Origin of the sequence: Leifsonia sp. NPDC102414 (assembly GCF_044765685.1) — a bacterium.
Lineage (GTDB): Bacteria > Actinomycetota > Actinomycetes > Actinomycetales > Microbacteriaceae > Leifsonia.
On sequence record NZ_JBIWKN010000003.1, the window covers coordinates 158,218 to 180,750 of the forward strand.

Genomic DNA, 22,533 nt, shown 5'->3' on the forward strand with positions numbered 1-22,533 from the left:
AGTGGACGACGCAGCAGAATGCCCGTGACCGAGACGACGGTTCGCGGTGAGGACTGGTACGGCCGTGACCTCGACGGGGACGAGTTCGAGCGGGTCGAGTTCATCGACGTCGACATGACGGAGCTGACCAGTTCCGGCGCCGTCTTCACCGAGTGCACCTTCCTCAACGTCAAGTTCAACGTCAGCAGCCACACAGAGTCGGCGTTCGTGAACTGCACATTCACCCGCTGCAACTTCTTCGACACCAGCTTCACCCGCTGCAAGCTCACCGGCAGCCAGTTCGACGGCTGCGAGTTCGGCCTGCTGAAGGTCGTCGGAGGCAACTGGTCGTTCACGAGCTTTCAGAAGGCCGAGCTGCGCGGCGCCGACTTCACCGGCGTCCGGCTGCGCGAAGCCGATCTGGGCTATGCACGCTGCCAGGAGGCCACCTTCGCCGGGTGCGACCTCTCGGCGTCCTGGTTCGAGGGAGCCGACTTCAGCGGGGCGACGCTGCGGGGGAGCGACCTCACCGGCCTCGACCCCCGCAGCACCACTCTCAGGGGCGCCGTCATCGACGACCGCCAGGCGGTGGCAATCGTCGAGGCGCTCGGGCTGGTGGTTCTGCCGGCCTGAGTCAGGCCACGTCCTTCACTTGGCCGTGTTTGATGTGCAGGCGACGCTGCGCACGCTTCGCGACCGCGGAGTCGTGCGTGACGATCACCAGCGTCAGACCGCGGTCGCGCCAGAGCCCTTCGAGCAGGTCCATGATCTCGTCACGGGTCTCCTCGTCCAGGTTGCCCGTCGGCTCGTCCGCGAGCAGCACGTTCGGGTTCTTCACCAGAGCGCGCGCGATGGCGACGCGCTGCTGCTGACCGCCTGACAGCTCGCTCGGCAGGTGGCTGCCGCGGTCGGCGAGGCCGACGGAGGCGAGCGCTTCCGCCGCGCGCCTCTTCCGCTCATCGCTGCTCACCTTGAGCGGTGCGAGAGCGGTCTCGACGTTCTCCTGGGCTGTGAGCGTCGGGATGAGGTTGAAGCCCTGGAAGACGAACCCGATCTCGTTGGCCCTGATGGCGGTGAGCTTGCCGTCGCCGAGCCCGGACAGGCTGGACTTCTCCAGCTCCACCGATCCCGTCGTCGGCCGGTCCAGTGCACCGAGCATCTGCAGCAGAGTGGACTTGCCGCCACCGGTCGGCCCCTGGATGGCGACGAGCTGGCCGTCCGGGATGTGCAGGGTCACGTCGTTGAGGGCGACGACCTCGCGCTTCGACTGCGAGTACTTCTTCGTGACGTTGGTGAGCGTGTACACGTTCTCTCCTTGGGTGGGTCAGGCGACCGAGCGCAGGGCTGCGGCAGGACGGAGACGGGATGCGCGCCATCCGCCGATGGCGCCGGCGAGGAGGCCGCCGAGGACGGCGAGGCCGACGGCGATGACGATCACCCAGACGGTGACGGGGGCGTGCAGGGCGATGTCCGTCGTGGCGTTGGCCGCTGCGCTGCGCACTCCGGCGAATCCGCCCGTGCCGCCGCCGAAGCCTCCGCCGCCGAAGCCGCCTTCCGCGCCGCCCGTGCCGGCGCCTCCGCCCGTTCCCGTGCCTGTCCGTGCCGCCGCTTCGACGGTGCTGCCGCCGACGCGGCCGGAGAGGGTCGGGGAGATCACGTTGACGATGAGAACGCCGACGAGGCCGACCGCGACGCCGATGACGCCGCCGATCAGACCCTGCACCACCGACTCGCCTGCCACCTGACCGACGATCCGGCCGTTGGACCAGCCGATCGCCTTGAGCGTGCCGAACTCCCTGGTGCGGCGGGTGACGCCGGAGATGGTGAACAGGATCGCGATGAGGAACGCGGCGGCGAGCACGATGATCGACAGCCAGGTGCCGAGGTTGGCGATCAGGTCGCCTGCCGTGCCGAGCGAGCCGGAGACACTGGAGGCGAGGTCTGCCTGGGTGCTGATGGTCGCCTTCGGCAGGGCCTTGGTGAGGTCGGACTTGATCTGGTCGATGTCGCTGGCGGACGCCGCGGTCACGTAGACCGAGCTGACCTTGTCGGTCTGGCCGGACAGCTTCTGGGCGACGTCGAGCGGGATGTACGCGTTGGCTGCCGTAGTGGAGTCGCTGCCCGTCGCCGCCACGATGCCGACGACCTTGAAGTCGGTGCCGCCGATGGTGACAGTGTCTCCCACGGCCTTGCTGCCGGTCTTGGCATACGCCTGGTCGAGGACCACCACGTCCTTGCCCGCGTCGGACGCCGCGAACGCGCGCCCGCTGGAGAGGGTGACCGAGGAGAGTGGCCCGACAGACTTGCCCGCGGGGTCGAGGCCGAGGACGGAGAAGGAGTCGACGCTGAACGAGCTTCCGCCTGCGCCGTCCGAGCCGCCGGTCGGCGCCGGGTTCGGCACGGTGGCTTCTCCGCCCGTCCCGCCCGCCTGACGCTGCTCGCGCAGCTGCTGGAAGTTGGGGAGGGTGCCGGAGAAGCTGGTGTTGGTCAGCGAGAGCACGGAAGCGGCAGCGGAGACGTTGTCCACCTTCTTGACCGTGGCGAGGGTGGTCGCATCCATCACCGTCGCGCCGCGGGTGGGCTCGAGGCGGGACGTGTTCACCGAGCGGCCTGCGCCGGTGTCCGTGCCGGCGTTCGCCCCGAAGTCGAAGCGCGGGCCGCCGCCCTGCGCCTGGTTGGTGGTGGCGCTCTGCGCGGTCGCCGGCTCGCTCACGGTGACGTCGGTGCCGACGCCGTAGACCGACTGGAGGACACTCGCCTGTGCTGCTTTCACCCCCGCGGAGACGGAATTGACGATGATGACGAGTGCGATCGCGAGGGCCATGCCCACCGCGATGATCACTGTCTGCTTGCGGCGATTGAGGAGTTCGCGCCGCAGATAAGTCCCGAACATGCTGTTTCCGTATCTCTGGGGTCGGCTAGGGGCGATCTGGACGTTAGGAGCGCGGAATTTGGGAGGACTATGGCGCGGCTATGTTTTGGCTGTGTGCGGGGTCGAAGGCTCACAGAATTCCCATAGCTTTCGCATAGCCCTCATCAAGAGCACTCCTCATAATGAGAAAGGTGACCATGAACTCGCGTGCCGCCTCCGGCACCTCCACCCAGCCCCGTAGCCTGTTGCGCCGCGCAGACGGCACCGCGATCCGCGTGCTCGTCGTCGACGACGAGTCCACGCTCACCGACCTGCTCTCGATGGCGCTGCACTACGAGGACTGGGATGTGAAGACCGCATCCAACGGCCAGCAGGCGCTGCAGCTGTCCCGCGAGTTCAAGCCGGACGTGGTCGTGCTCGACATCATGCTGCCCGACATCGACGGACTCCAGGTGCTGTCCAGGATGCGCGCCGACGGCAACGAGGCCCCCGTCCTCTTCCTCACCGCGAAGGACTCGCTCGACGACCGCATTGCCGGTCTCACGGCGGGCGGAGACGACTACGTCACCAAGCCGTTCAGCCTGGAGGAGCTGGTCGCCCGCCTGCGCGGACTGCTGCGCCGGTCCCGTGCCGCCGTCGCAGACGAGAGCGACCCGGTGCTGATCGTCGGCGACCTCGTCCTCGACGAGGACAGCTACGAGGTGCACCGCGACGGCCAGCAGATCCAGCTCACCGCCACCGAGTTCGAGCTGCTGCGCTTCCTGATGCGCAACCCCCGCCGGGTGCTCAGCAAGACGCAGATCCTCGACCGCGTCTGGAGCTACGACTTCGGTGGATCGTCCAGCGTGGTCGAGCTGTACATCTCTTACCTGCGCAAGAAGATCGACTCCGGCCGCGCCCCGATGATCCACACCGTGCGCGGCGCCGGTTACATGGTCAAGGCGGCACAATGACGACAGCCCGCGCGACGGGCACACCGACCGACACCCCGGCAGGCACGCGCGGGATGCGCGGCCTGGTCAAGCGCATCCGGCCGTTCCGCTCGTGGACGCTCCGCAGCCGCGTCGTCCTCGTGGTCGTCGCGATGCTCGCCGTGCTCGGCGCGGTGATCGGGACGGTCAGCGTCGTGGCATTGCAGGGCTACCTCATCAGCAGGCTCGACGGCCAGCTCACCAGTGCGCTCGTCCGCGGCCAGCACGCGGCCGACCGCATCAACGCGGGTGGCCCGACCAGCCCGCAGGCGGCGGGCGTCGTGCAGACGCCCGGTCAGCCGACGGGCACTCTCGGCGCGGTGCGCAGCGCGAGCGGCGGGCTCCTCTTCCCGCCCGTGGTGCTCGCGGATCAGCCCACCACCACGAACCAGCCGCTCGAGCCGAAGCAGGTCACGATCAACGGGCTCGCGCTGCTGACAGTCCCCTCCGACGAGAAACCGCACACCGTCGATCTCGGCGAGGCGCTCGGTTCGTACCGCATCGCCGCGGCGCGCCTCGACAACGGCGACAGCGTCATCATCGGCCTGCCCCTGAGCGATGTGAACGCCACCGTCTCCCAGCTCACCCTCGTGATCGTGCTGGTCACGCTGGCCGGGCTGATCTTCGCCTTCCTGATCGCGAGCTTCGTCGTGCGGCTGGCGATGCGCCCGCTCGCCCGCGTCGCGGGCACGGCGCAGCAGGTGGCGGAGATGCCGCTCGACCGCGGCGACGTCGCGCTGTCCGTGCGCGTCCCGGAGGCGGACACCGACCCGCACACCGAGGTCGGCACGGTGGGTGCCGCTCTCAACCGGATGCTCGGCCACGTCGCCTCCGCGCTGACCGCCCGCCAGGCGAGCGAGCAGAAGGTGCGGCAGTTCGTCGCGGACGCCAGCCACGAACTGCGGACCCCGCTCGCCTCCATCCGGGGGTACGCCGAGCTGACCAGGCGCTCGCCGCACGAGTTGCCGACGGACGTGACGCGGTCGCTCGGCCGGATCGAGTCGGAGGCGACGAGGATGACCTCGCTCGTCGAGGACCTGCTGCTTCTCGCCAGGCTCGACGAGGGCCGCGAGCTCGACCGCGACCCCGTCGACCTCTCCATGCTGCTGATCGACGCGTTGAGCGACGCGCACGCCGCCGGCCCGGATCACAGCTGGTCGATCGTCCTGCCCGAGGAGCCTGTCGAAGTGATCGGCGACCAGCCGCGCCTCCATCAGGTGGTCACCAACCTGCTGGCGAACGCCCGCGTGCACACCCCGGAGGGCACGAAGGTCGTCGCCGAGCTCGCGGTCGACGCGGAGAACCATCGCGCCGTCATCTCGGTGAAGGACAACGGCCCAGGCATCCCGGACGAGGTGCGTTCAACGCTGTTCGAGCGGTTCGCCAGGGGAGACAGCTCCCGCAACCGCGCGACGGGCTCGACCGGGCTCGGCCTCGCGATCGTCAGCGCGGTCGTAGAGGCCCACGGGGGAGAGCTCACGGTGGAGAGCGAGCCGGGCGAGACCGTCTTCGCGGTGTCGCTGCCGCTGGAGGACCGCGAAGGCGAGGCGGAGGAATGACGCCAGACATCCTCGCCACGGCCCACTACGGCGATGCTGACGCCGAGCCGCTGCTGTTCATCCGCGCCCTCCCCGCCGAGGTCGACAACCCGCGTGGGGTCGACCGCCTCATCGAGCGGCTGATCGTACGCGGACCGGCCAGGGTCAACCGCGTGCACGCCGTCGGGCGTCCCGCCTACCTTCCGACCGACTTCGACATGTCGGAGATCGCGGACATCTACGGGCGGTATGTGCGCGAGCACTTCGACCGTTCCGTGGCCCTGATGGGGCTGTCGACGGGGGCGAGCGTCGCGCTGCAGCTCGCCGCCGACCAGCCGGACCTCGTGAAGTCGCTCGTCGTCGCCGCCGGCTCAGGCCGGCTCGGCTCACGCGGCCGGGCGATCCAGCGCAGGTACGTCTCCTTCCTCGCCGCCGGCGACCGCCGCGCGTATGCCGAGCTGGCGAGCGCGACCATGAACTCGAAGCACTTCGACCCGATCGTGCGGCTGGCCAGCCGTCTCGCCCCGAAACCGGACGACCCGGAGAGCCTGATCGCGCTCGTCCGCGCGGAGGACCGCTTCGACGTCTTCGACAGGGTGGACCGCATCACGGCTCCGACCCTGATCCTCTCTGGTGAGCGCGACGTCTTCTACCCGCCGGAGCTCGGTCGTGAAACGGCGAAGCGAATCCGGCACGCCAGCCACATCGTCTATCGCGGCCGCGCCCACGGCGGCGTCCCGCTGCACCCGCACTTCGCGCAGGACATCGCCGGGTTCCTGGCCGCCAGTGCCTGATTTGCGCCTGCCGCCCTCATCCCGTACGCTGTACGAAGCCAAAGACCGCTGGTTGTCGTGCTCGCATGACAAGAAGATCCACTCAGGTGGGCGCCCGCGCAGGTGTATGAAGCAGTTCTCGCAGGTTCTCCTGCGTCGCCAGCTCCGTGCCTCTGCGCCGGAGCTTTTTTCATGCCGGCGGTCTGGGCGCACATCGCTCCCGCGGTGTGCGACGTAGATATAGAGGAGTAGGCCATGGCGAACAAGGAAGCCACGGTTGCCGAACTCGAGAACCTGTTCACGAGCTCGACCGCCGTTCTGCTGACCGAGTACCGCGGTCTCACTGTTGCTCAGCTCAAGACGCTGCGCAAGTCCATCAGTGAGCACGCGACGTACGCCGTGGTGAAGAACACGCTGACCAAGATCGCTGCCAACAAGGCCGGGATCTCGTCGTTCGATGAGGAGCTCGTCGGCCCCTCCGCGATCGCTTTCGTTCACGGTGACCCTGTCGCCGTCGCGAAGTCGCTGCGTGACTTCACCAAGGCAAACCCTCTCCTGGTGGTCAAGGGTGGTTACTTCGACGGTAACCCGCTGACCGCAGAAGAGGTAGGCAAGCTCGCCGACCTCGAGTCCCGTGAGGTTCTGCTGGCCAAGCTGGCCGGCGCCTTCAAGGCCTCGCTGTTCGGAGCCGCATATCTGTTCAACGCACCGCTGTCGAAGGCCGTTCGCACGGTCGACGCGCTGCGTGAGAAGCAGGAGTCCGCTGCGTAGTCCATCCCTCGGGATGCACTTCCAGCGGTGAGTAAACGAGAAAGAATCTAAGGAGAAAATCATGGCAAAGCTGTCGACTGACGAGCTGCTCGAGGCGTTCAAGGAGCTCGCGCTCATCGAGCTGAGCGAGTTCGTGAAGAAGTTCGAGGAGACCTTCGAGGTCACCGCCGCCGCCCCCGTCGCCGTTGCTGCGGCCGGTGCTGGCGCTGCCGCTCCCGCGGAAGAGGTCGAGGAGAAGGACTCCTTCGACGTCGTCCTCGAGGCTGCCGGTGACAAGAAGATCCAGGTCATCAAGGAGGTGCGCGCACTCACCAGCCTCGGCCTCGGTGAGGCGAAGGCCCTCGTTGACGGCGCTCCGAGCACCGTGCTCGAAGGCGCCAACAAGGAGACCGCAGAGAAGGCAAAGGCTCAGCTCGAAGAGGCTGGCGCCACCATCACCCTCAAGTAGTCTGCGCCCCATCGGGGCTCTTTCTACCGCAGGTTGACTGCCGGAACGCGACGCGGACTCCTCGCAAGACGAGTATCCGCGTTGTGAAGGGCGTCGCCCCCGCAACGGGGCGACGCCCTTCGTGCGTTTAACGACGCCGATCGACGTGGATGCTCGACCACCCACCGCGTCCGATCGCGCCCGCCTGCGTGCATCGGTGTGCAAGGACGCACAACCGTAAGGAAGAACCACGATGAACCGATCCAGGTGGCGTGCATACGCCGCATACTGGCGCGACCTGACCGTCGCGACCCTCGCGGGCGAGACCAGGGAGAGCTCTGCTCACCCGCCGGATCTGTACCGCAGCATCGCTCTGTACGAGCGATTCCTGCGGTAGCCCCCGACCCGTGAGAACGCCCCCAGTCGGTAGCTGGGGGCGTTTCCTCTTTCTCTAGACTGCTGGCATGACCGAGCATCCCGATGTCGTCGCCACCAGAGCGGCTTACGACGCCGTCGCCGTCGACTATGCGGCGCTGCTGCGCGACGAGCTGGCGGGGAAGGCGCTCGACAGGGCGATGCTCGCGGCGTTCGCCGAGCACGTGCAGACGGCAGGTGGGGGAGAGGTGGCCGACCTGGGCTGCGGACCAGGGCGGGTGACCGTGCACCTGGCGGGGCTGGGGCTGGACGCGTTCGGCGTCGACCTGTCGCCCGCGATGGTGGAGGTGGCACGCGAGACATACCCGGAGCTGCTGTTCGAGGTCGGCACGATGGCCGCGCTCGAGCTTCCCGATGCCGCCCTCGCCGGGGCTGTGGCCTGGTACTCGATCATCCACACTCCTCGAGAGCGGCAGCACATCCTGTTCGCGGAGTTCGCGCGGGTGGTGCGCCCAGGGGGCTGGCTGTTGCTGGCGTTCCAGGTGGGCGACGACGTCGTGAGCCTGCGGCACGCGTACGGCCACGATCTGGAACTGGATGCGTACCGCCAAGACCCCGACCGCATCCACGAACTGCTGGCGGCGTCCGGTTTCACCGAGCATGCACGGCTCGTGCGCGAGCCCGTCGCGCCGGAGAAGGTGCAGCAGGCGTACGTGCTCGCGCGCCATTGATTTATATAGCAAAGCTATATATAATTGTCAGCATGACACACAGCACCCCCAGTGATCTCCGGAACACGATCGGCGACCTCGTGGTCGCCAGTCACCGGCTGACACGTCTCGCCGTCCGCGTCACGGGCAACACGGAATCGCCGGCCGTCTGGCGCACCCTCAGCGTCCTGCAGGCCTCCGGCCCCATGCGCCTCGGCGAACTCGCCGCGCAGAGCAGGGTCTCTCAGCCCACCATGACCAAACTCGTCCGCAATCTCGTCGAGTCCGAGTGGGTCAAGCGCATCGCGGACACCGACGATGCGCGGGCCTGGCAGATCGCTGCCACCGCCAAGGGTGAGACCGCGCTGCAGAACTGGCGCGACGAGCTGTCCGGGGCCCTCGTGCCGATGTTCGAGGACCTCACAGAAGACGAAGTGGCCGCCCTGCGTGCCACCGTGCGCATCCTCGGGTCCCGCGTCGGCCTCTCCGCCCCGGCGGAGCCCGTGATCGCGCACTGACGAAAGCACCACCCACCACCGAACCATCGGAGCCCATCACCTCTATGTCTCACGACAAACCAAGCAACCTCCTCAAGCAGCCGACCGCCGTCTGGGCCGTCGCCTTCGCCTCCGTCATCGCCTTCATGGGCATCGGACTGGTCGACCCCATCCTCCCCGCGATCGCGAAGAGTCTGCAGGCCACCCCGACCGAGACCGAGATGCTGTTCACCAGCTACCTGCTGATCACCGGCATCGCGATGTTCTTCAGCAGCTGGATCTCCAGCCGAATCGGAGCGAAGAAGACCCTGCTCATCGGACTGGCGCTGATCGTCGTGTTCGCCCTCGCGGCAGGGCTGTCCCAGAACGTCGAGTCCATCATCGGCTTCCGCGCAGGCTGGGGACTCGGCAACGCGCTCTTCATCTCCACCGCTCTCGCCACGATCGTGGGAGCGGCTGCGGGAGGAACGTCGTCGGCGATCGTCCTCTACGAGGCCGCGCTCGGTCTCGGCATCGCGATCGGCCCCCTGCTCGGCGGCCTGCTCGGCAGCTGGAGCTGGCGCGGACCGTTCTTCGGCACGGCCACCCTCATGGCGGTCGGCTTCATCGCCATCGTCCTGATGCTCAAGAAGTCGCCGGAGAAGCCGCAGCCGACCAGCCTGGGCGCGCCGTTCAAGGCTCTGGCGAAGCCGGCGCTCGGCTTCCTCGCCGCCGCGGCCCTGTTCTACAACATCGGCTTCTTCGTGCTCCTGGCGTACACGCCGTTCGCCCTCGTTCCGCTCGGCGTCGAGGACGCGATCTCGCTCGGCCTCATCTTCTTCGGGTGGGGCGTCGCGCTCGCGATCACGTCGGTCTGGGGTGCGCCGCTCCTCACCAGGCGGCTGCCGCGCACCAGGGTGCTCTGGATCGTGATGCCGCTGCTCGCCATCGACCTGCTCGCCGCCGGCCTGCTGATCGGCTCGCTCGTCGGACTCATCGTCTGCGTCATCGTCGGCGGCCTGCTGCTCGGCGTGCTGAACACCGTGCTCACCGAGTGCGTGATGGAGGCCACCGACCTGCCTCGGTCCGTCGCATCCAGTGCGTACTCCGGCGTCCGGTTCCTCGGCGGAGCCATCGCACCGCCGGCGGCGACGCTGCTGGCCGACACGATTTCGCCCGCGACGCCGTTCTTCGCAGGAGCCGTCTCGGTGCTGGTCGCGGTCATCCTGATCGTGGCCGGGCACCGCTACCTCAAGCGGGTCGACGGCGTCGAGGAGTCGGGGGTCGAGGAGGCGGAAGCCGTGTCCGTCGGCGACGCAGTCTGACGCCGAAGCGCGCGCAGCCTCGGTCGCAGCGTCCGCGAATTCGAAGAGCCGCCCTGTTCCTAGGCAGGGCGGCTCTTCCCGTTCCCGAGTTAGGAGCTCACGAACGGGCGACATCGACAGCAGTTGATCGCGCCTACCCGAAAGGCACGATCAGCCGGACGTTCGCTCGGCTATTCTTTCAGATCGGTAAGCACTGCACCTATCAGGCAGGCCGCCGCGCGTGTCGGGACGCGAATGAGCGAGGCTCAGGGCCGTGGCGCCGTCGACCCGCGGAGCGTGAGTTTCGCGCTCGAGCGGACGGACCGGCTGCGCGGTTCTCCGCCTGCCAGCTCGTCCAGCAGGATGCGGGTGGCCACCGACCCCTGATCGAACGGGTCCTGCGACATCGTCGTGAGCTGGAACGACTCCGCGAAATCGTGGTTGTCGATCCCGATCACGGACAGGTCGTCCGGCACGGAGAGACCGTGATCGGCCGCAGCGAGCATCGCGCCCATCGCCATCTCGTCCGACGCGGCGAAGACGGCGGTCGGGCGCGGACCAGGCCGGTCGAGCAGGGCGTTCATCGCCGCGCGCCCGAGCGGGAGGGAGAACCCGCCGGGGACCACCCACTCCGGCCGCACGGGGAGTCCGGCGTCGCGCATCGCCTGCTGGAAGCCGTGCAGGCGTCCGACAGGGACCTGCTTGTTCAGGCCCTCTTCGTCCTCGCCGCCGATATGCGCAATGTCCGTGTGTCCCAGCCCGATCAGGTGCTCCGTGGCGATGCGCGCGGTGGCCTTCTCGTCGATGCCGACGCTGCGCAGTCCCTTCACCGGCCCGCCGACGACGATGGTCGGGTGGCCGAGCGAGGCGAGCTGGTGCCGTTCATCCGCCGTGAAGTCGAGGCACAGCGCGAGCAGAGCGTCCGTCCTCTTGCGCAGGATGCTGCGGTGGAAGACCCGCTCTCTGTCGCCGCGGTGCCCTCCCAGATTGAACAGGATCATGTCGTAGCTGGCGGCGCGCAGCTCGGCGTCGACGCCCTCCAGGACCGACGTGTAGAACCAGCGGCTCACCGAAGGGACGACGACGCCCATCGCGAGCGTCCGGCCGCTCGCCAGCCCGGAGGCGCTCGATGAGGCGACGTAGCCGAGCTCGTCCGCCGCACGCCGCACGGCAGCGCGTGTCTTGTCCGACACGTTCGGCAGCCCGCGCAGCGCCCTGGACACGGTCGCCGTCGAGACGCCCGTCGCGCGCGCGACCTCGTCGATCCCTGCCATGCTCGTCCCTCGTCGTCAGGAGCCCTGGTGGGGCATGGTGACGCGTTCGTCGTCCCCCTCCGGCCGACGCGACGCCGCGATGCGGAGCCGCGCCTGCCAGAGGAGCACGAGGATGAGAACGAGAGCCAACAGTGTCAATGCCCAGCCGAGGGCATCGGCGCCCGTGAGCTCGCTCACGATCGTAACGATCAGGAACGCGAACGCGAAGAACCCGACGATGCCGATGCCGACGTCGACCACTTCCAGCGAATCGTCCCAGCGCATGATCAGCCCTTCACACCACCGGCGGTGAGCCCGGCGACGATGCGGCGCTGGAAGATCAGCACCAGGATGACCAGAGGAACCGTCACGATCGTGCCGGCCGCCATGACGGCGGTGTACGGCTCCTGGTGCGGCTGGCTGCCGGCGAAGGAGGCGATGGCGACGGTGACGGGCTGCGTGGCGTCACTCGACAGCTGACTGGAGATCAGGTACTCGTTCCAGGAGGAGATGAACGCCAGGATCGCCGTCGTGAACACCGCGGGAGCGGCGAGCGGCAGGATGATCTTCCGGAAGGCCTGCGCCTGCGTGCATCCGTCGATTCGTGCCGCCTCCTCCAGGTCCCACGGCATCTCGCGGAAGAACGAGGTGAGCGTGTAGACCGTCAGCGGGAGCACGAACGAGATGCTCGGGATGATCAGGGCCTGGTACGTGCCCATCCAGCCGATGTTCGTGAAGAGCTGGAACAGCGGCGTGATGAGGGCGACGCCGGGGAACATCGACGCACCGAGGATGAGCCCGAGCACGATGCCCTTGAACTTGAATTCGAGGCGGGCGAGCGCGTACGCGGCGAACGTGCCGACCAGGAGGGCGATGATCGTGACGCAGGCTCCGATGAACAGCGAGTTCAGGAGCGCCTGGCCGAGATGGTTGCCGAGCTTGGTGGAGAACGCCGTCGCGTAGTTGTCCCAGGTGAAGTGGGTGAACCACGGCGTGGTGTCGAAGGTGTACCCGACATCGCGGAACGAGGTCACGACCATCCAGTAGAACGGCAGCAGGCACCAGAGCACGATGATGATCGCGCTGATCCCGGTGCGGATGCCCGCGTTGCGCTGGCGCGACTTCGTCTTGGACTTCTGCTTGGTGCGGGGGAGGGCGTTCGCTTCGGCGGTGGCAGCTGCCGGCCCGGCGACGGTGGTCATCACTTCGCTCCCTTCTGCTGGGCTTCCTGGGTTCTGACGACGTTGGTCCCGAGGAACCTGACGAAGATGAACGCCACGAGGAAGATGAGGATGAACGTGATCGTCGACAGGGCGGAGGCGCTGTTGAAGCCCTGCCTGATCTGATCGACCACGAGGATGGAGAGGGTGGTCGTGGCATTACCGGTGCCACCACCTCCGCCGGTGAGGATCGCTGGCAGGTCGTAGATGCGGAGGGCGTCGAGCACGCGGAACAGCACGGCGACGAGCAGAGCCGGTTTCACCAGCGGCATCGTCACCCGCCAGAACCGCTGCCAGGTGGTGGCGCCGTCGACCTTGGCGGCCTCGTACACCTCCTCCGGGATGATCTGCAGCCCGGCCAGGATGAGCAGGGCCATGAACGGCGTCGTCTTCCAGGTGTCGGCGATGATCACCGCGAACCTGGATGCCCACTCATCACTCGTCCAGAGGATGTGCGCGCCGAGCACGGCGTTGGCGATGCCGGCGACCGAGAAGATGAAGTACCAGAGCTTCGCGGTGACGGCGGTCGGGATGGCCCACGGCACCAGGATGGCGGCGCGGACGAGGCCGCGGCCGCGGAAGGTGCGGTTCATGATGAAGGCGAACCACATCCCGAGCACGGTCTCCAGGACCACGGTGGTGACGGTGAAGAAGAACGTGACGAAGACGGCGTTCCAGAACTGCGAGCCCAGGTTGCCGGGCGGGCAGGTGATGCTCTCGCCGTTGGGGCCTGCGCACTGCTGGAACAGCCAGTGCGCGTAGTTCTGGAATCCGGCGAAGCCGCCCTGCACGAACAGGCCGGTGGCCGGGTCGAGTCCGGCGTCCTTCTGGAAGGACATGATGATCGCGCTGACGACCGGGTAACCGATGACGACAGCGAGGAGGACCAGGGTGGGGAGGATGAGATAGAGCGCCCAGCGACCTTGCTGACGGCGGTTCTTCTTCACCCCGGCGCGCAGTTGCGGCGACTTGGGGTTCTGGGTTCCTGGCGGGGCGACGACGTTCGACGTTGACATGTGAGGCCTCCGAGACGGGGTTCAGGGGAAGGGGACCGGGCGGCGGGAGAGTTCCCGCCGCCCGGTGGCCGCATCCGGTCGGGTTATCCGGCGCTCGCGGTCTTGATGGCCGCAGCCATGTCCTTCAGCGCCTGGTCGACCGACTTGTCACCCTTCAGCGCTGCGTAGGAGTTGTCCTGCACCGCCTTCGTGATGGCCGGGTAGAACGGCGACACGGGACGCGGGACGGCGTTCTCGATCGACGTCTTCAGGGTCGACAGGTACGGCAGCTGCGTGTTCAGGCTCGCGTCGTCGTACAGCGACGACAGCACGGGAGCCAGCGAGCCCTGGGTCACGAAGAACTTCTGGGTCTCTTCGCTCTGCAGGAACTTGAGGAACGCGAACGCTGTCGCCTTGTGCTTCGAGTAGACGCTGATCGCCGCGTTGTGACCACCGAGGCTGGAGACGCCCGGCTTGTCGGCGGTGACGCCGGGAAGCGGTGCGATTCCGAAGGTGTCCTTCACGGTCGAGCTGCCGTCCGTCTTGGCCAGGTTGTACACGTACGGCCAGTTGCGCAGGAACAGGAGCTTGCCTGCCTCGAACGCCTGGCGTCCCTGCTCCTCCTGGTATGTGATGGCCTCAGCCGGGATCTGCCCGTTCTTGAAGCCGTCGGTCAGACGGGTGAGTCCGGCGTTGGCCTCGGAGCTGTCCACGGTGACGGTCTTGCCGTCGTCGCCGACGATGGTGCCTCCGTTGGTGTTGATCGCCTCAGCCACGTTCACCGTCAGACCCTCGTACTTGGCGAACTGTCCTGCGTAGCAGCCGATGCCCTTCGCCTTGGCGATGTCGCAGTCCTTGAGCATTTCGTCCCAGGTCTTCGGCGGCGTCGGAACGAGGTCCTTGCGGTAGTAGAGGATGCCGCCGTCCGAGGTCTGCGGCGCCGCGTACTGGGTGCCGTTGTACGTGCCGGACTTGACGGTCGGTGCCAGAAGCGCCGAGTTGTCCATCTTGAGGTCGCCGGTCAGCGGCTGCAGCCAGCCCTTGGCGGCGAACTCGCCTGTCCACACGACGTCGACGTCGACGACGTCGTAGCCGGAGTCCTTGGCCTGGAAGTGCTGGACGAGGTCGTCGTGCTGCTGGTCCGCCTGGTCGGACTGCTCCTTGAAGGTGACCTTCTCATCCGGGTGGGCCGCGTTCCACTTGTCGACGAGCGGGCGGACGACGTTCGAGTTGTCCTTGCCCTGAACGTAGGTGATCGGGCCTTTCGACGTGAGGTTGGCGCTGGCGTCCCCGCCCCCGCTGCCCCCTGAACCACCACCGGTGCATCCCGCCAGCGCGAGGCCGACGACGGCCACTCCGGCGATCACCGAGAGACGTGCTGCTTTCATTTCACTCCTCGTTGAGCTCTTGGTGCAGGCGCGGGTGCGCCCTGCACGGACGCTACCCCCGTGTGCGGGTGCAATGCAAGCGTTTACGTCAAGCGCTTGCATCACGGTTGTGTCACGCCGGGTCTACGCTGAAACCATGAGCGGGATGCGCGGCATGGCCGGCGGTGGAGGCGGCGGTCGCGGCCGGGTGAGCGGCGGAGACGCGGAGGCGCAGAAAGCGCTGAACGCGACGGCGCCCAAGATCCCGCACCTGTTCCGGCGCATCACGACGCTCTTCGCCCCCCACAAGACCGCGATCATCGTCACGATGGTGCTCGTGCTCATCGGAGCGGCACTGTCGGTGGTGCCCCCGTTGCTCACCCAGCGGGCGTTCGACGATGGGCTGTTCCCGAAGAGCGGCAAGCCGGACATGGAGGCGCTGATCACGATCGTCGTCGTGATGATCGTGGTGTTCGTCGGGTCGGCGCTGCTCGGCGTGTGGCAGACCTATCTGACCTCGTCGGTGGGCAACAAGGTGATGGGCGCGCTGCGGGTCCGGCTGTTCTCGCACCTGCAATCGATGGAGCTGAGCTTCTTCACCAAGACGAAGACGGGCATCATCCAGTCCAGGCTGCAGAACGACGTCGGCGGTGTGGCCAACGTCCTCACCAACACGATGTCGAGCATCCTGGGCAACACTGTGACGGTGATCGCGGCGTTCGTCGCGATGATCCTGCTCAACTGGCAGCTCACCATCGTGGCCGTCATCCTGATGCCGATCCTGGTCATCGCGCAGCGCAGGGTCGGCCAGGTGCGCGCGCGGATCGCGACGAAGACGCAGGAGTCGCTGTCCGATATGACGGCGATCACGCAGGAGACGCTGAGCGTGTCCGGCATCCTGCTCTCGAAGAGCTTCAACAGGCAGGCCGCCGAGGTCGGCCGGTATTCCGACGAGAACGAGAACCAGATCCGGCTGCAGGTGTCGCAGTCGATGAGCGGTCAGTGGTTCTTCGCGATGGTGAACATCTTCCTGTCGTCCATCCCCGCCATCGTCTATCTGGTGTCCGGCTGGCTCGTGCTCGGCGGCGCCACCGACATCACCGCGGGCACGATCGTGGCGTTCACCACCGTGCAGGCCAGGCTCCTGTTCCCGCTGCTCGCCCTGATGCGGGTGGCGCTCGACCTGCAGACCTCCGGCGCGCTATTCGCCCGCATCTTCGAATACCTCGACCTGAAGCCGGCCATCTCCGACCGTCAGGATGCGACCCCCGTCGACCCGGAGCGGGACCTCGGCCGCGTCGAATTCGACCACGTCGTGTTCCGCTACCCCGATGCGCGCGAGGGGGAGAGGAACACCCTCGACGACGTCTCCTTCGTGATCGAGCCCGGCGAATTCGCCGCGTTCGTCGGCCCGTCCGGTGCAGGCAAGACGACCGTCTCGTACCTCATCCCGCGGTTCTACGACGCGACGAGCGGACGCATCCTGTTCGGCGACACGGACATCAGGTCGCTGCAGCAGGACTCCCTGGTCTCGCACATCGGCATCGTGAGCCAGGAGACATACCTCTTCCACGCCACGATCGCGGAGAACCTTCGATACGCCAGGCCGGATGCGACGCAGGCGGAGATCGAGGAGGCCACCAGGAAGGCGAATATCCACGAGACGATCGCGAGCTTCCCCGACGGCTACGACACGCTCGTCGGAGAGCGTGGCTACCGGCTCTCCGGTGGGGAGAAGCAGCGCATCGCGATCGCCAGGGTGCTGCTCAAAGACCCGGAGGTGCTGATCCTCGACGAGGCGACCAGCGCCCTCGACTCGATCTCGGAGCGGGTGGTGCAGCAGGCGCTCGACACCGCATCCAGGGGCAGGACCACCATCGCGATCGCCCACCGGCTGTCCACGATCGTCGCGGCCGACGTCATCTTCGTGATCGACCACGGGCAGCTCGTCGAGCACGGAACGCACAGGGAACTGCTGGAGCGCGGCGGCGTGTACGCGGGCCTCTACCGCGAGCAGACGGAGGGCGCGCTGCTCGACGACTGAGTGTTAGGCTTGCCTAACAATTCAGTTAGGGGCTTGCAATGGCGGATGCGGTGACGGCGAAGGAGCAGCGCTCCTCCCGCGCGCGCCGCCCGTCCACCCGCCTCTGGTTCCTGCTCGGGCCGGCGTTCGTGGCCGCCATCGCCTACGTCGACCCCGGGAACGTCGCCGCCAACCTCACCGCTGGCGCACAGTACGGCTACCTGCTCGTCTGGGTACTGGTCGCAGCCAACGTGATCGCTGTCTTCGTGCAGTACCAGTCGGCGAAGCTCGGGATCGTCACGGGCCGCAGCCTTCCCGAACTGCTCGGCGCACGCCTCGGCACCGGGGGCAGGCGGGCGTTCTGGGTGCAGGCGGAGCTGGTCGCCGCCGCGACCGACCTGGCGGAGGTGATCGGCGGAGCCATCGCGCTCAATCTGCTGTTCGGCCTCCCGCTTCCGCTCGGCGGCCTGGTCGTCGGCGTTGTCGCGATCGGCATCCTCGCCATCCAGTCGCGCAGGGGGCAGCGGCCGTTCGAGGCGGTCATCCTCGGGCTGCTCGGCGTGATCTCGATCGGCTTCCTCGCCGGCCTGTTCGTGAGCCCAGTCGACTGGGGCGCGGCGGCAGGCGGACTCGTTCCCCGGTTCGACGGCGCCCCGACCGTCCTGCTCGCGGCGAGCATGCTTGGCGCCACGGTGATGCCGCACGCGATCTACCTGCACTCCGCCCTCGCCCGCGACAGGCACGGCCACGCCACCACTCCGGATGCGCGTCGCAGGCTGCTGCGGGCCACCCGCGTCGACGTCGTGGCCGCCCTCGTGCTCGCCGGGGCCGTGAACATCGCCATGCTGCTGCTCGCCGCAGCCTCCCTCGGCGGTGCCGCGGGAACCGACACGATCGAGGGGGCGCACGCCGCGATCACGGCAGCCCTCGGCCCCGTGGTGGGGATCGCGTTCGCAGTCGGCCTGCTCGCGTCAGGGCTCGCATCCACCTCGGTCGGCAGCTATGCGGGGGCGACGATCATGGCGGGGCTGCTGACGGTGCGCATCCCGTTGCTGACGCGCAGGGTGGTGACGCTCATCCCCGCCATCGCGATCCTCGCGCTCGGCGTCGAACCGACGTGGGCGCTCGTGGTCAGCCAGGTGTTCCTGAGCCTCGGCATCCCGTTCGCGATGATCCCGCTCCTGAGGCTCACCGGGTCGAAGGCCGTGATGGGAGACAGGGCGGACAGTGTCTGGATGCGCGTGGCAGGGGTCGGGATCGCGACCCTCGTGGTGGTGCTCAACATCGCGCTGGTGGTGCTGACAGTGGGGGAGTGGGTCGGCTGACGAGGTCAGTCGCCCGTCACCCACACCGCGCCGGCTGCCGTCTGGCCGAGCACGATCTCCGCGTCGCCCAGCCGCACGGTGACGTCGCCGGCGAACTCGCGGTGCTCGTCGACGCTCAGCTCGGCGTCCGGCACGATGCCGCGCTCGGCGAGGTATCGCAGGATGGCCGGCTCGGCGTCGGAGATGCGCGACACCGTCAGCCGCACGCCGGTGCGGGCGGCGAGCAGGGGCGTCGCGTCCGGCCGGTGGGCCGTGCCGTCCGCGGTCGGGATGGGGTCGCCGTGCGGGTCGCGGGACGGGAAGCCGAGCCTGCGGTCGATGCGGTCGATCAGCCCGTCGGAGACCGCGTGCTCGAGCACCTCCGCCTCGTCGTGCACCTCGTCCCAGCCGTAGCCGAGCTCCTCCACCAGGAACGTCTCCAGCAGCCGGTGCCTGCGCACCATCGCGACGGCGTGATGGCGGCCGGTCTCCGTCAGCTCGATTCCGCCGTACGGCTCGTGCACGAGCATCCCCTGGTCGACGAGGCGGCGGATGCCGTCGGAGATGGTGGCTGCGCGCACGCCCAGGCGCTCTGCGAGCTGCTTGACGGTGATCGGGGTCTCCGACCATTCGGTCGCCGACCAGATCACTTTGAGGTAATCCTGGGCCACGGTCGAGAGGTCGGACACTGGCATGACGTAATTCTACGGGCGGTCCGCACGCGGCACTGTTACGGTTGGTCGCGTGAATTACGCAGAGACCATCATCGACTTGGTCGGCGACACTCCGCTCGTGAAGCTCAACAGGCTGACCGACGGAATCGCGGCGACGGTGCTCGTCAAACTCGAGTACCTGAACCCCGGAGGTTCGTCGAAGGACCGCATTGCAACCCGCATCATCGACGCTGCGGAGAAGGAAGGGCTGCTGAAGCCAGGCGGGACGATCGTCGAACCGACGAGCGGCAACACCGGCGTCGGGCTCGCGCTCGTCGCCCAGCAGCGCGGATACAAGTGCGTCTTCGTGCTTCCGGACAAGGTGGGTGAGGACAAGCGCAACGTCCTCACCGCATACGGGGCGGAGATCGTGGTGACGCCGACCTCGGTGGCGCCGGAGCATCCAGACTCCTACTACAGCGTCTCCGACAGGCTCGCGGCGGAGATCCCCGGCGCCTTCAAGCCCAACCAGTACTTCAACCCGAACGGGCCACGCAGCCACTACGAGACCACGGGTCCAGAGATCTGGCGCGACACCGACCAGAAGGTGACGCACGTCGTCATCGGCGTCGGAACCGGCGGCACCATCAGCGGCACAGGCCGCTTCCTCAAGGAGGCGTCGGACGGCGCAGTGCGTGTCATCGGCGCCGACCCAGAGGGGTCCGTCTACTCCGGCGGCACGGGGCGGCCGTACCTGGTCGAGGGCGTCGGAGAGGACTTCTGGCCAGGCGCGTACGACCCCACGGTGGTGGATGAGGTCATCGCCATCTCCGACGCAGAGTCGTTCCACGTCACGCGTCGGCTGGCGCGCGAGGAGGGCATCCTGGTCGGCGGCTCCAGCGGCATGGCAGTCGCCGCGGCGCTCCGCGCGGCGAAGGACCTCACCGCTGACGACATCGTCGTGGTGATCCTGCCGGACGGCGGACGCGGCTACCTCGCCAAGATCTTCAACGACAAGTGGATGCGGTCGTACGGCTTCAGCGACGTGCCGGACGAGGCCACGGTGCACGACGTCATCAAGACCAAGCGCGGCGACCTGCCCGACCTGGTGCACACGCATCCATCGGAGACCGTGCGCGACGCCATCCAGATCATGAACAAATACGGCGTATCGCAGTTGCCGGTGCTCACCGCAGAACCGCCCGTGGTGATGGGCGAGGTGGCAGGGGCGCTCGACGAGACCTCACTGGTGGATGCCGTGTTCAGCGGCCGTGCCGCGATGACGGACGACGTCGGCGCTCACGTGGGCGACCCGTTCCAGCTGATCGGCGTCAACGAGTCGGTCAGCGCGGCCCGCGCGGCTCTCGCGACCGAGAACGCCCTGCTGGTGACGGAGGACGGCAAGCCCGTCGCCGTGCTCACCAGGCAGGACCTCCTCAACTTCCTCAGCGAATAGAAAGAACAGCAGACAGAACCATGAAGTTCGCAACACAGGCCATCCACGTCGGCCAGGAGTTCGACCCCACGACCGGCGCGATCATCCCGCCGATCTACCAGACCTCGACCTTCGTGCAGGACGGCGTCGGCGGCCTCCGCGGCGGCTACGAGTACAGCAGGGGCGGCAACCCCACCCGCACCTCGCTCGAGACGCTGCTCGCCGCCCTCGAAGGCGGCACGAGCGCGCTGTCGTTCGCGTCCGGCCTCGCCGCCGAGGACGCCCTGCTCCGTGCCGTGCTCCAGCCGGGCGACCACGTGGTGCTCGGCAACGACGTGTACGGCGGGACGCACAGGCTGATCAACCGCATCCACGGCGCGTGGGGCATCCGCAACACCACGGTGGACCTCACCGACCTGGATGCGGTGCGCACTGCCCTGCAGACCGACCGCACCCGCGTGCTCTGGATCGAGACGCCGAGCAACCCGCTGATGAAGATCAGCGACATGGCGGCGCTGGCGGAGCTCGGCCACGCGGTCGGCGCGCTGGTCGTCGTGGACAACACGTTCGCATCCCCCGCGCTGCAGCAGCCGCTGTCGCTCGGCGCGGACGTGGTGGCGCACTCGACCACCAAGTACCTCGGCGGCCACTCCGACGTGCTCGGCGGCGCCCTCGTCTTCTCCGATGAGGAGCTGGCGAGCAAGGTGCAGTTCATCCAGTTCGCCGCCGGTGCCGTGTCTGCGCCGATGGATGCGTGGCTCACCACGCGCGGCATCAAGACGCTCGCCGTGCGGATGCAGCGTCACACCGAGAACGCGCAGGCCATCGCGGAGACCCTGGTCGGCCGCGCTGGGATCGACGCCGTCTACTACCCCGGCCTGCCGACCCACCCTGGCCACGAGCTGGCCGCCCGCCAGATGAGCGGCTTCGGCGGAATGCTGTCCGTCGCGCTCAGCGGAGGGGCCGACGCTGCGCGCCGGTTCGCGGAGTCGACAGAGGTGTTCCAGCTCGCCGAGTCCCTGGGAGGGGTCGAGTCGCTGATCGGCTACCCGAGCGAGATGACGCACGCCTCCGTTCGCGGCACGGAACTCGAGGTTCCAGACAACGTCATCCGCCTCTCCGTCGGCATCGAAGACGTCTCCGACCTCCTCGCGGACATCGATCAGGCGCTCTCGCGCTAGGACCCACCATCGCAGAGGGGACGCTGACCAGCTGATGCGGTACATCCTGCTTCCCGGCGCAGGCGGCGCCGGATACGTCTGGCACCGCGTCGCCGAGCAGCTCAGCGCTCGCGGGCTGGATGCGGTCGCCGTCGACTTCGAGACAGGAGACGGCCACGCGCTCGCCGAGTACACGGCGGCGGCGGTCGCTGCCGCGGACGGCGCGGACGATGTGGTGATCGTCGCGCAGTCGATGGGCGGCTTCACGGCCGCACTCGCGGCGCAGGTGCTCCCGGTGAGCCGCATCGTGTTCCTCAACGCGATGATCCCCGTGCCGGGTGAGTCGGCGGAAGGCTGGTGGGAGGCGGTCGGTCACGGCCCCGCCATGCGGGAGAACGACATCGCAGAGGGGCGCGACCCCGACGCCGAGTTCGACCTCGACCTCTACTTCCTCCACGATCTTCCGCAGGAGGAGCGCGACGGCCTCGAGCAGCAGGAGGGCGAGCCGGACTCGGCGGAGATGTTCGCAGAGGCGTGCGACTTCCCCGGCTGGCCGGACGTGCCCATCACGGTGATCGTCGGCGAGGACGACCGGCTGTTCCCCGCCGCCTTCCAGGAGCGGGTCGCGCGCGAGCGACTTGGCGTGGATGCGCACCGCGTGCCTGGCGGGCACCTCGCCGCCCTGGCGCATCCGGAGCAGATCGTGGAGCTTCTCGTGCCGGGCGGCCGAACGGCGGAATGAGCCTGACCTGAGTCGCCGTGTCAGCCTGGCCTAAACGCTGGGAAGGTGCCCAGCCGGTTCACAGGATCGCGCGCATCCGGGCAGGATGGAAGGCATCGAAGGGGAGTAGTTCCCACCGCCGCGAGACGGCGAAGCGGTGCGTCGACATACTGGCGGGTCACGGTGACCTGCCCGGCGCCCCACCC

General features: G+C 68.0%; 23 protein-coding genes. 15 read left to right on the forward strand and 8 right to left on the reverse strand.

Annotated elements, in window-relative coordinates:
• Positions 1–18 precede the first annotated feature (18 nt).
• Entirely contained in the window at positions 19–612 is a 594-nt protein-coding gene (locus ACIRCZ_RS13535; RefSeq protein WP_402854559.1) for a pentapeptide repeat-containing protein, read from the forward strand.
• 1 nt (position 613) lies between these two features.
• Here the strand turns inward: ACIRCZ_RS13535 and ACIRCZ_RS13540 are convergent, their stop codons facing one another.
• Together ACIRCZ_RS13540 and ACIRCZ_RS13545 are read right to left on the reverse strand one after the other, a co-directional pair.
• Positions 614–1,285 carry an ABC transporter ATP-binding protein gene (locus ACIRCZ_RS13540; protein WP_055890373.1) on the reverse strand — a complete coding sequence of 224 codons (672 nt, stop codon included), beginning with the start codon at positions 1,283–1,285 and terminating at the stop codon, positions 614–616.
• A gap of 18 nt (positions 1,286–1,303) precedes the next feature.
• Complete coding sequence (locus ACIRCZ_RS13545; protein ID WP_402853958.1) at positions 1,304–2,872, reverse strand: ABC transporter permease; 1,569 nt, start codon at positions 2,870–2,872, stop codon at positions 1,304–1,306.
• 176 nt (positions 2,873–3,048) lie between these two features.
• Between ACIRCZ_RS13545 and ACIRCZ_RS13550 the strand changes: the two genes are divergently transcribed.
• From ACIRCZ_RS13550 to ACIRCZ_RS13590, 9 genes are all read left to right on the forward strand, one after another.
• Positions 3,049–3,804, forward strand: a complete 756-nt coding sequence (locus ACIRCZ_RS13550; protein ID WP_235500366.1) for a response regulator transcription factor — start codon at positions 3,049–3,051, stop codon at positions 3,802–3,804.
• Positions 3,801–5,381, forward strand: coding sequence for a cell wall metabolism sensor histidine kinase WalK (locus ACIRCZ_RS13555; protein ID WP_055890378.1), 1,581 nt, complete (start codon positions 3,801–3,803; stop codon positions 5,379–5,381). Before ACIRCZ_RS13550 ends, ACIRCZ_RS13555 begins: the two co-directional genes overlap by 4 nt.
• Complete coding sequence (locus ACIRCZ_RS13560) at positions 5,378–6,154, forward strand: alpha/beta fold hydrolase (protein WP_402853962.1); 777 nt, start codon at positions 5,378–5,380, stop codon at positions 6,152–6,154. Before ACIRCZ_RS13555 ends, ACIRCZ_RS13560 begins: the two co-directional genes overlap by 4 nt.
• A 234-nt stretch (positions 6,155–6,388) precedes the next feature.
• The gene (gene rplJ / locus ACIRCZ_RS13565; protein WP_055890383.1) at positions 6,389–6,904 is read left to right on the forward strand and encodes a 50S ribosomal protein L10; all 516 of its coding nucleotides are present in this window, start codon (positions 6,389–6,391) and stop codon (positions 6,902–6,904) included.
• Between the two features lie 61 nt (positions 6,905–6,965).
• Positions 6,966–7,352 carry a 50S ribosomal protein L7/L12 gene (rplL, locus tag ACIRCZ_RS13570; protein ID WP_402853966.1) on the forward strand — a complete coding sequence of 129 codons (387 nt, stop codon included), beginning with the start codon at positions 6,966–6,968 and terminating at the stop codon, positions 7,350–7,352.
• A gap of 232 nt (positions 7,353–7,584) precedes the next feature.
• Positions 7,585–7,728 (forward strand): hypothetical protein, encoded by a 144-nt coding sequence (locus ACIRCZ_RS13575; protein ID WP_157480029.1) that lies wholly within the window; start codon positions 7,585–7,587, stop codon positions 7,726–7,728.
• A gap of 67 nt (positions 7,729–7,795) precedes the next feature.
• Complete coding sequence (locus ACIRCZ_RS13580; RefSeq protein WP_055890387.1) at positions 7,796–8,437, forward strand: class I SAM-dependent methyltransferase; 642 nt, start codon at positions 7,796–7,798, stop codon at positions 8,435–8,437.
• Between the two features lie 32 nt (positions 8,438–8,469).
• Positions 8,470–8,934 (forward strand): MarR family winged helix-turn-helix transcriptional regulator, encoded by a 465-nt coding sequence (locus ACIRCZ_RS13585; RefSeq protein ID WP_055890389.1) that lies wholly within the window; start codon positions 8,470–8,472, stop codon positions 8,932–8,934.
• A gap of 44 nt (positions 8,935–8,978) precedes the next feature.
• Positions 8,979–10,217 carry an MFS transporter gene (locus ACIRCZ_RS13590; RefSeq protein WP_055890391.1) on the forward strand — a complete coding sequence of 413 codons (1,239 nt, stop codon included), beginning with the start codon at positions 8,979–8,981 and terminating at the stop codon, positions 10,215–10,217.
• A gap of 245 nt (positions 10,218–10,462) precedes the next feature.
• Here the strand turns inward: ACIRCZ_RS13590 and ACIRCZ_RS13595 are convergent, their stop codons facing one another.
• From ACIRCZ_RS13595 to ACIRCZ_RS13615, 5 genes are all read right to left on the reverse strand, one after another.
• Positions 10,463–11,470 carry a LacI family DNA-binding transcriptional regulator gene (locus tag ACIRCZ_RS13595; RefSeq protein ID WP_402853973.1) on the reverse strand — a complete coding sequence of 336 codons (1,008 nt, stop codon included), beginning with the start codon at positions 11,468–11,470 and terminating at the stop codon, positions 10,463–10,465.
• Between the two features lie 15 nt (positions 11,471–11,485).
• Positions 11,486–11,734: a hypothetical protein gene (locus ACIRCZ_RS13600; RefSeq protein ID WP_055890395.1), complete on the reverse strand. Its 249-nt coding sequence runs from the start codon at positions 11,732–11,734 to the stop codon at positions 11,486–11,488.
• Positions 11,735–11,736: 2 nt separating this feature from the next.
• Entirely contained in the window at positions 11,737–12,651 is a 915-nt protein-coding gene (locus ACIRCZ_RS13605) for a carbohydrate ABC transporter permease (protein ID WP_055890397.1), read from the reverse strand.
• Positions 12,651–13,685 (reverse strand): carbohydrate ABC transporter permease, encoded by a 1,035-nt coding sequence (locus ACIRCZ_RS13610; protein ID WP_055890399.1) that lies wholly within the window; start codon positions 13,683–13,685, stop codon positions 12,651–12,653. Before ACIRCZ_RS13610 ends, ACIRCZ_RS13605 begins: the two co-directional genes overlap by 1 nt.
• Before the next feature lie 83 nt (positions 13,686–13,768).
• The gene (locus ACIRCZ_RS13615; RefSeq protein ID WP_055890401.1) at positions 13,769–15,052 is read right to left on the reverse strand and encodes an ABC transporter substrate-binding protein; all 1,284 of its coding nucleotides are present in this window, start codon (positions 15,050–15,052) and stop codon (positions 13,769–13,771) included.
• A 136-nt stretch (positions 15,053–15,188) separates the two neighbouring features.
• Between ACIRCZ_RS13615 and ACIRCZ_RS13620 the strand changes: the two genes are divergently transcribed.
• On the forward strand, positions 15,189–17,075 hold the full coding sequence (locus ACIRCZ_RS13620) for an ABC transporter ATP-binding protein (protein WP_055890403.1): 1,887 nt from the start codon (positions 15,189–15,191) through the stop codon (positions 17,073–17,075).
• A gap of 38 nt (positions 17,076–17,113) precedes the next feature.
• Positions 17,114–18,379 carry an Nramp family divalent metal transporter gene (locus ACIRCZ_RS13625; protein WP_402853979.1) on the forward strand — a complete coding sequence of 422 codons (1,266 nt, stop codon included), beginning with the start codon at positions 17,114–17,116 and terminating at the stop codon, positions 18,377–18,379.
• Positions 18,380–18,384: 5 nt separating this feature from the next.
• On the opposite strand, the gene ACIRCZ_RS13630 is transcribed toward ACIRCZ_RS13625, so the two are convergent.
• Positions 18,385–19,053, reverse strand: a complete 669-nt coding sequence (locus tag ACIRCZ_RS13630) for a metal-dependent transcriptional regulator (RefSeq protein ID WP_402853982.1) — start codon at positions 19,051–19,053, stop codon at positions 18,385–18,387.
• 49 nt (positions 19,054–19,102) lie between these two features.
• Here ACIRCZ_RS13630 and ACIRCZ_RS13635 point away from each other — a divergent pair, with 49 nt between their 5' ends.
• From ACIRCZ_RS13635 to ACIRCZ_RS13645, 3 genes are read left to right on the forward strand one after another with little or no spacing between them, the layout of a single operon-like run.
• A complete protein-coding gene (locus tag ACIRCZ_RS13635) occupies positions 19,103–20,467 on the forward strand; it encodes a cystathionine beta-synthase (protein WP_402853986.1) in 1,365 nt (454 codons plus the stop codon).
• Positions 20,468–20,487: 20 nt separating this feature from the next.
• Positions 20,488–21,627, forward strand: coding sequence for a cystathionine gamma-synthase (locus ACIRCZ_RS13640; RefSeq protein WP_402853988.1), 1,140 nt, complete (start codon positions 20,488–20,490; stop codon positions 21,625–21,627).
• 34 nt (positions 21,628–21,661) lie between these two features.
• Positions 21,662–22,348 carry an alpha/beta fold hydrolase gene (locus ACIRCZ_RS13645; protein WP_402853991.1) on the forward strand — a complete coding sequence of 229 codons (687 nt, stop codon included), beginning with the start codon at positions 21,662–21,664 and terminating at the stop codon, positions 22,346–22,348.
• Positions 22,349–22,533: the final 185 nt, after the last annotated feature.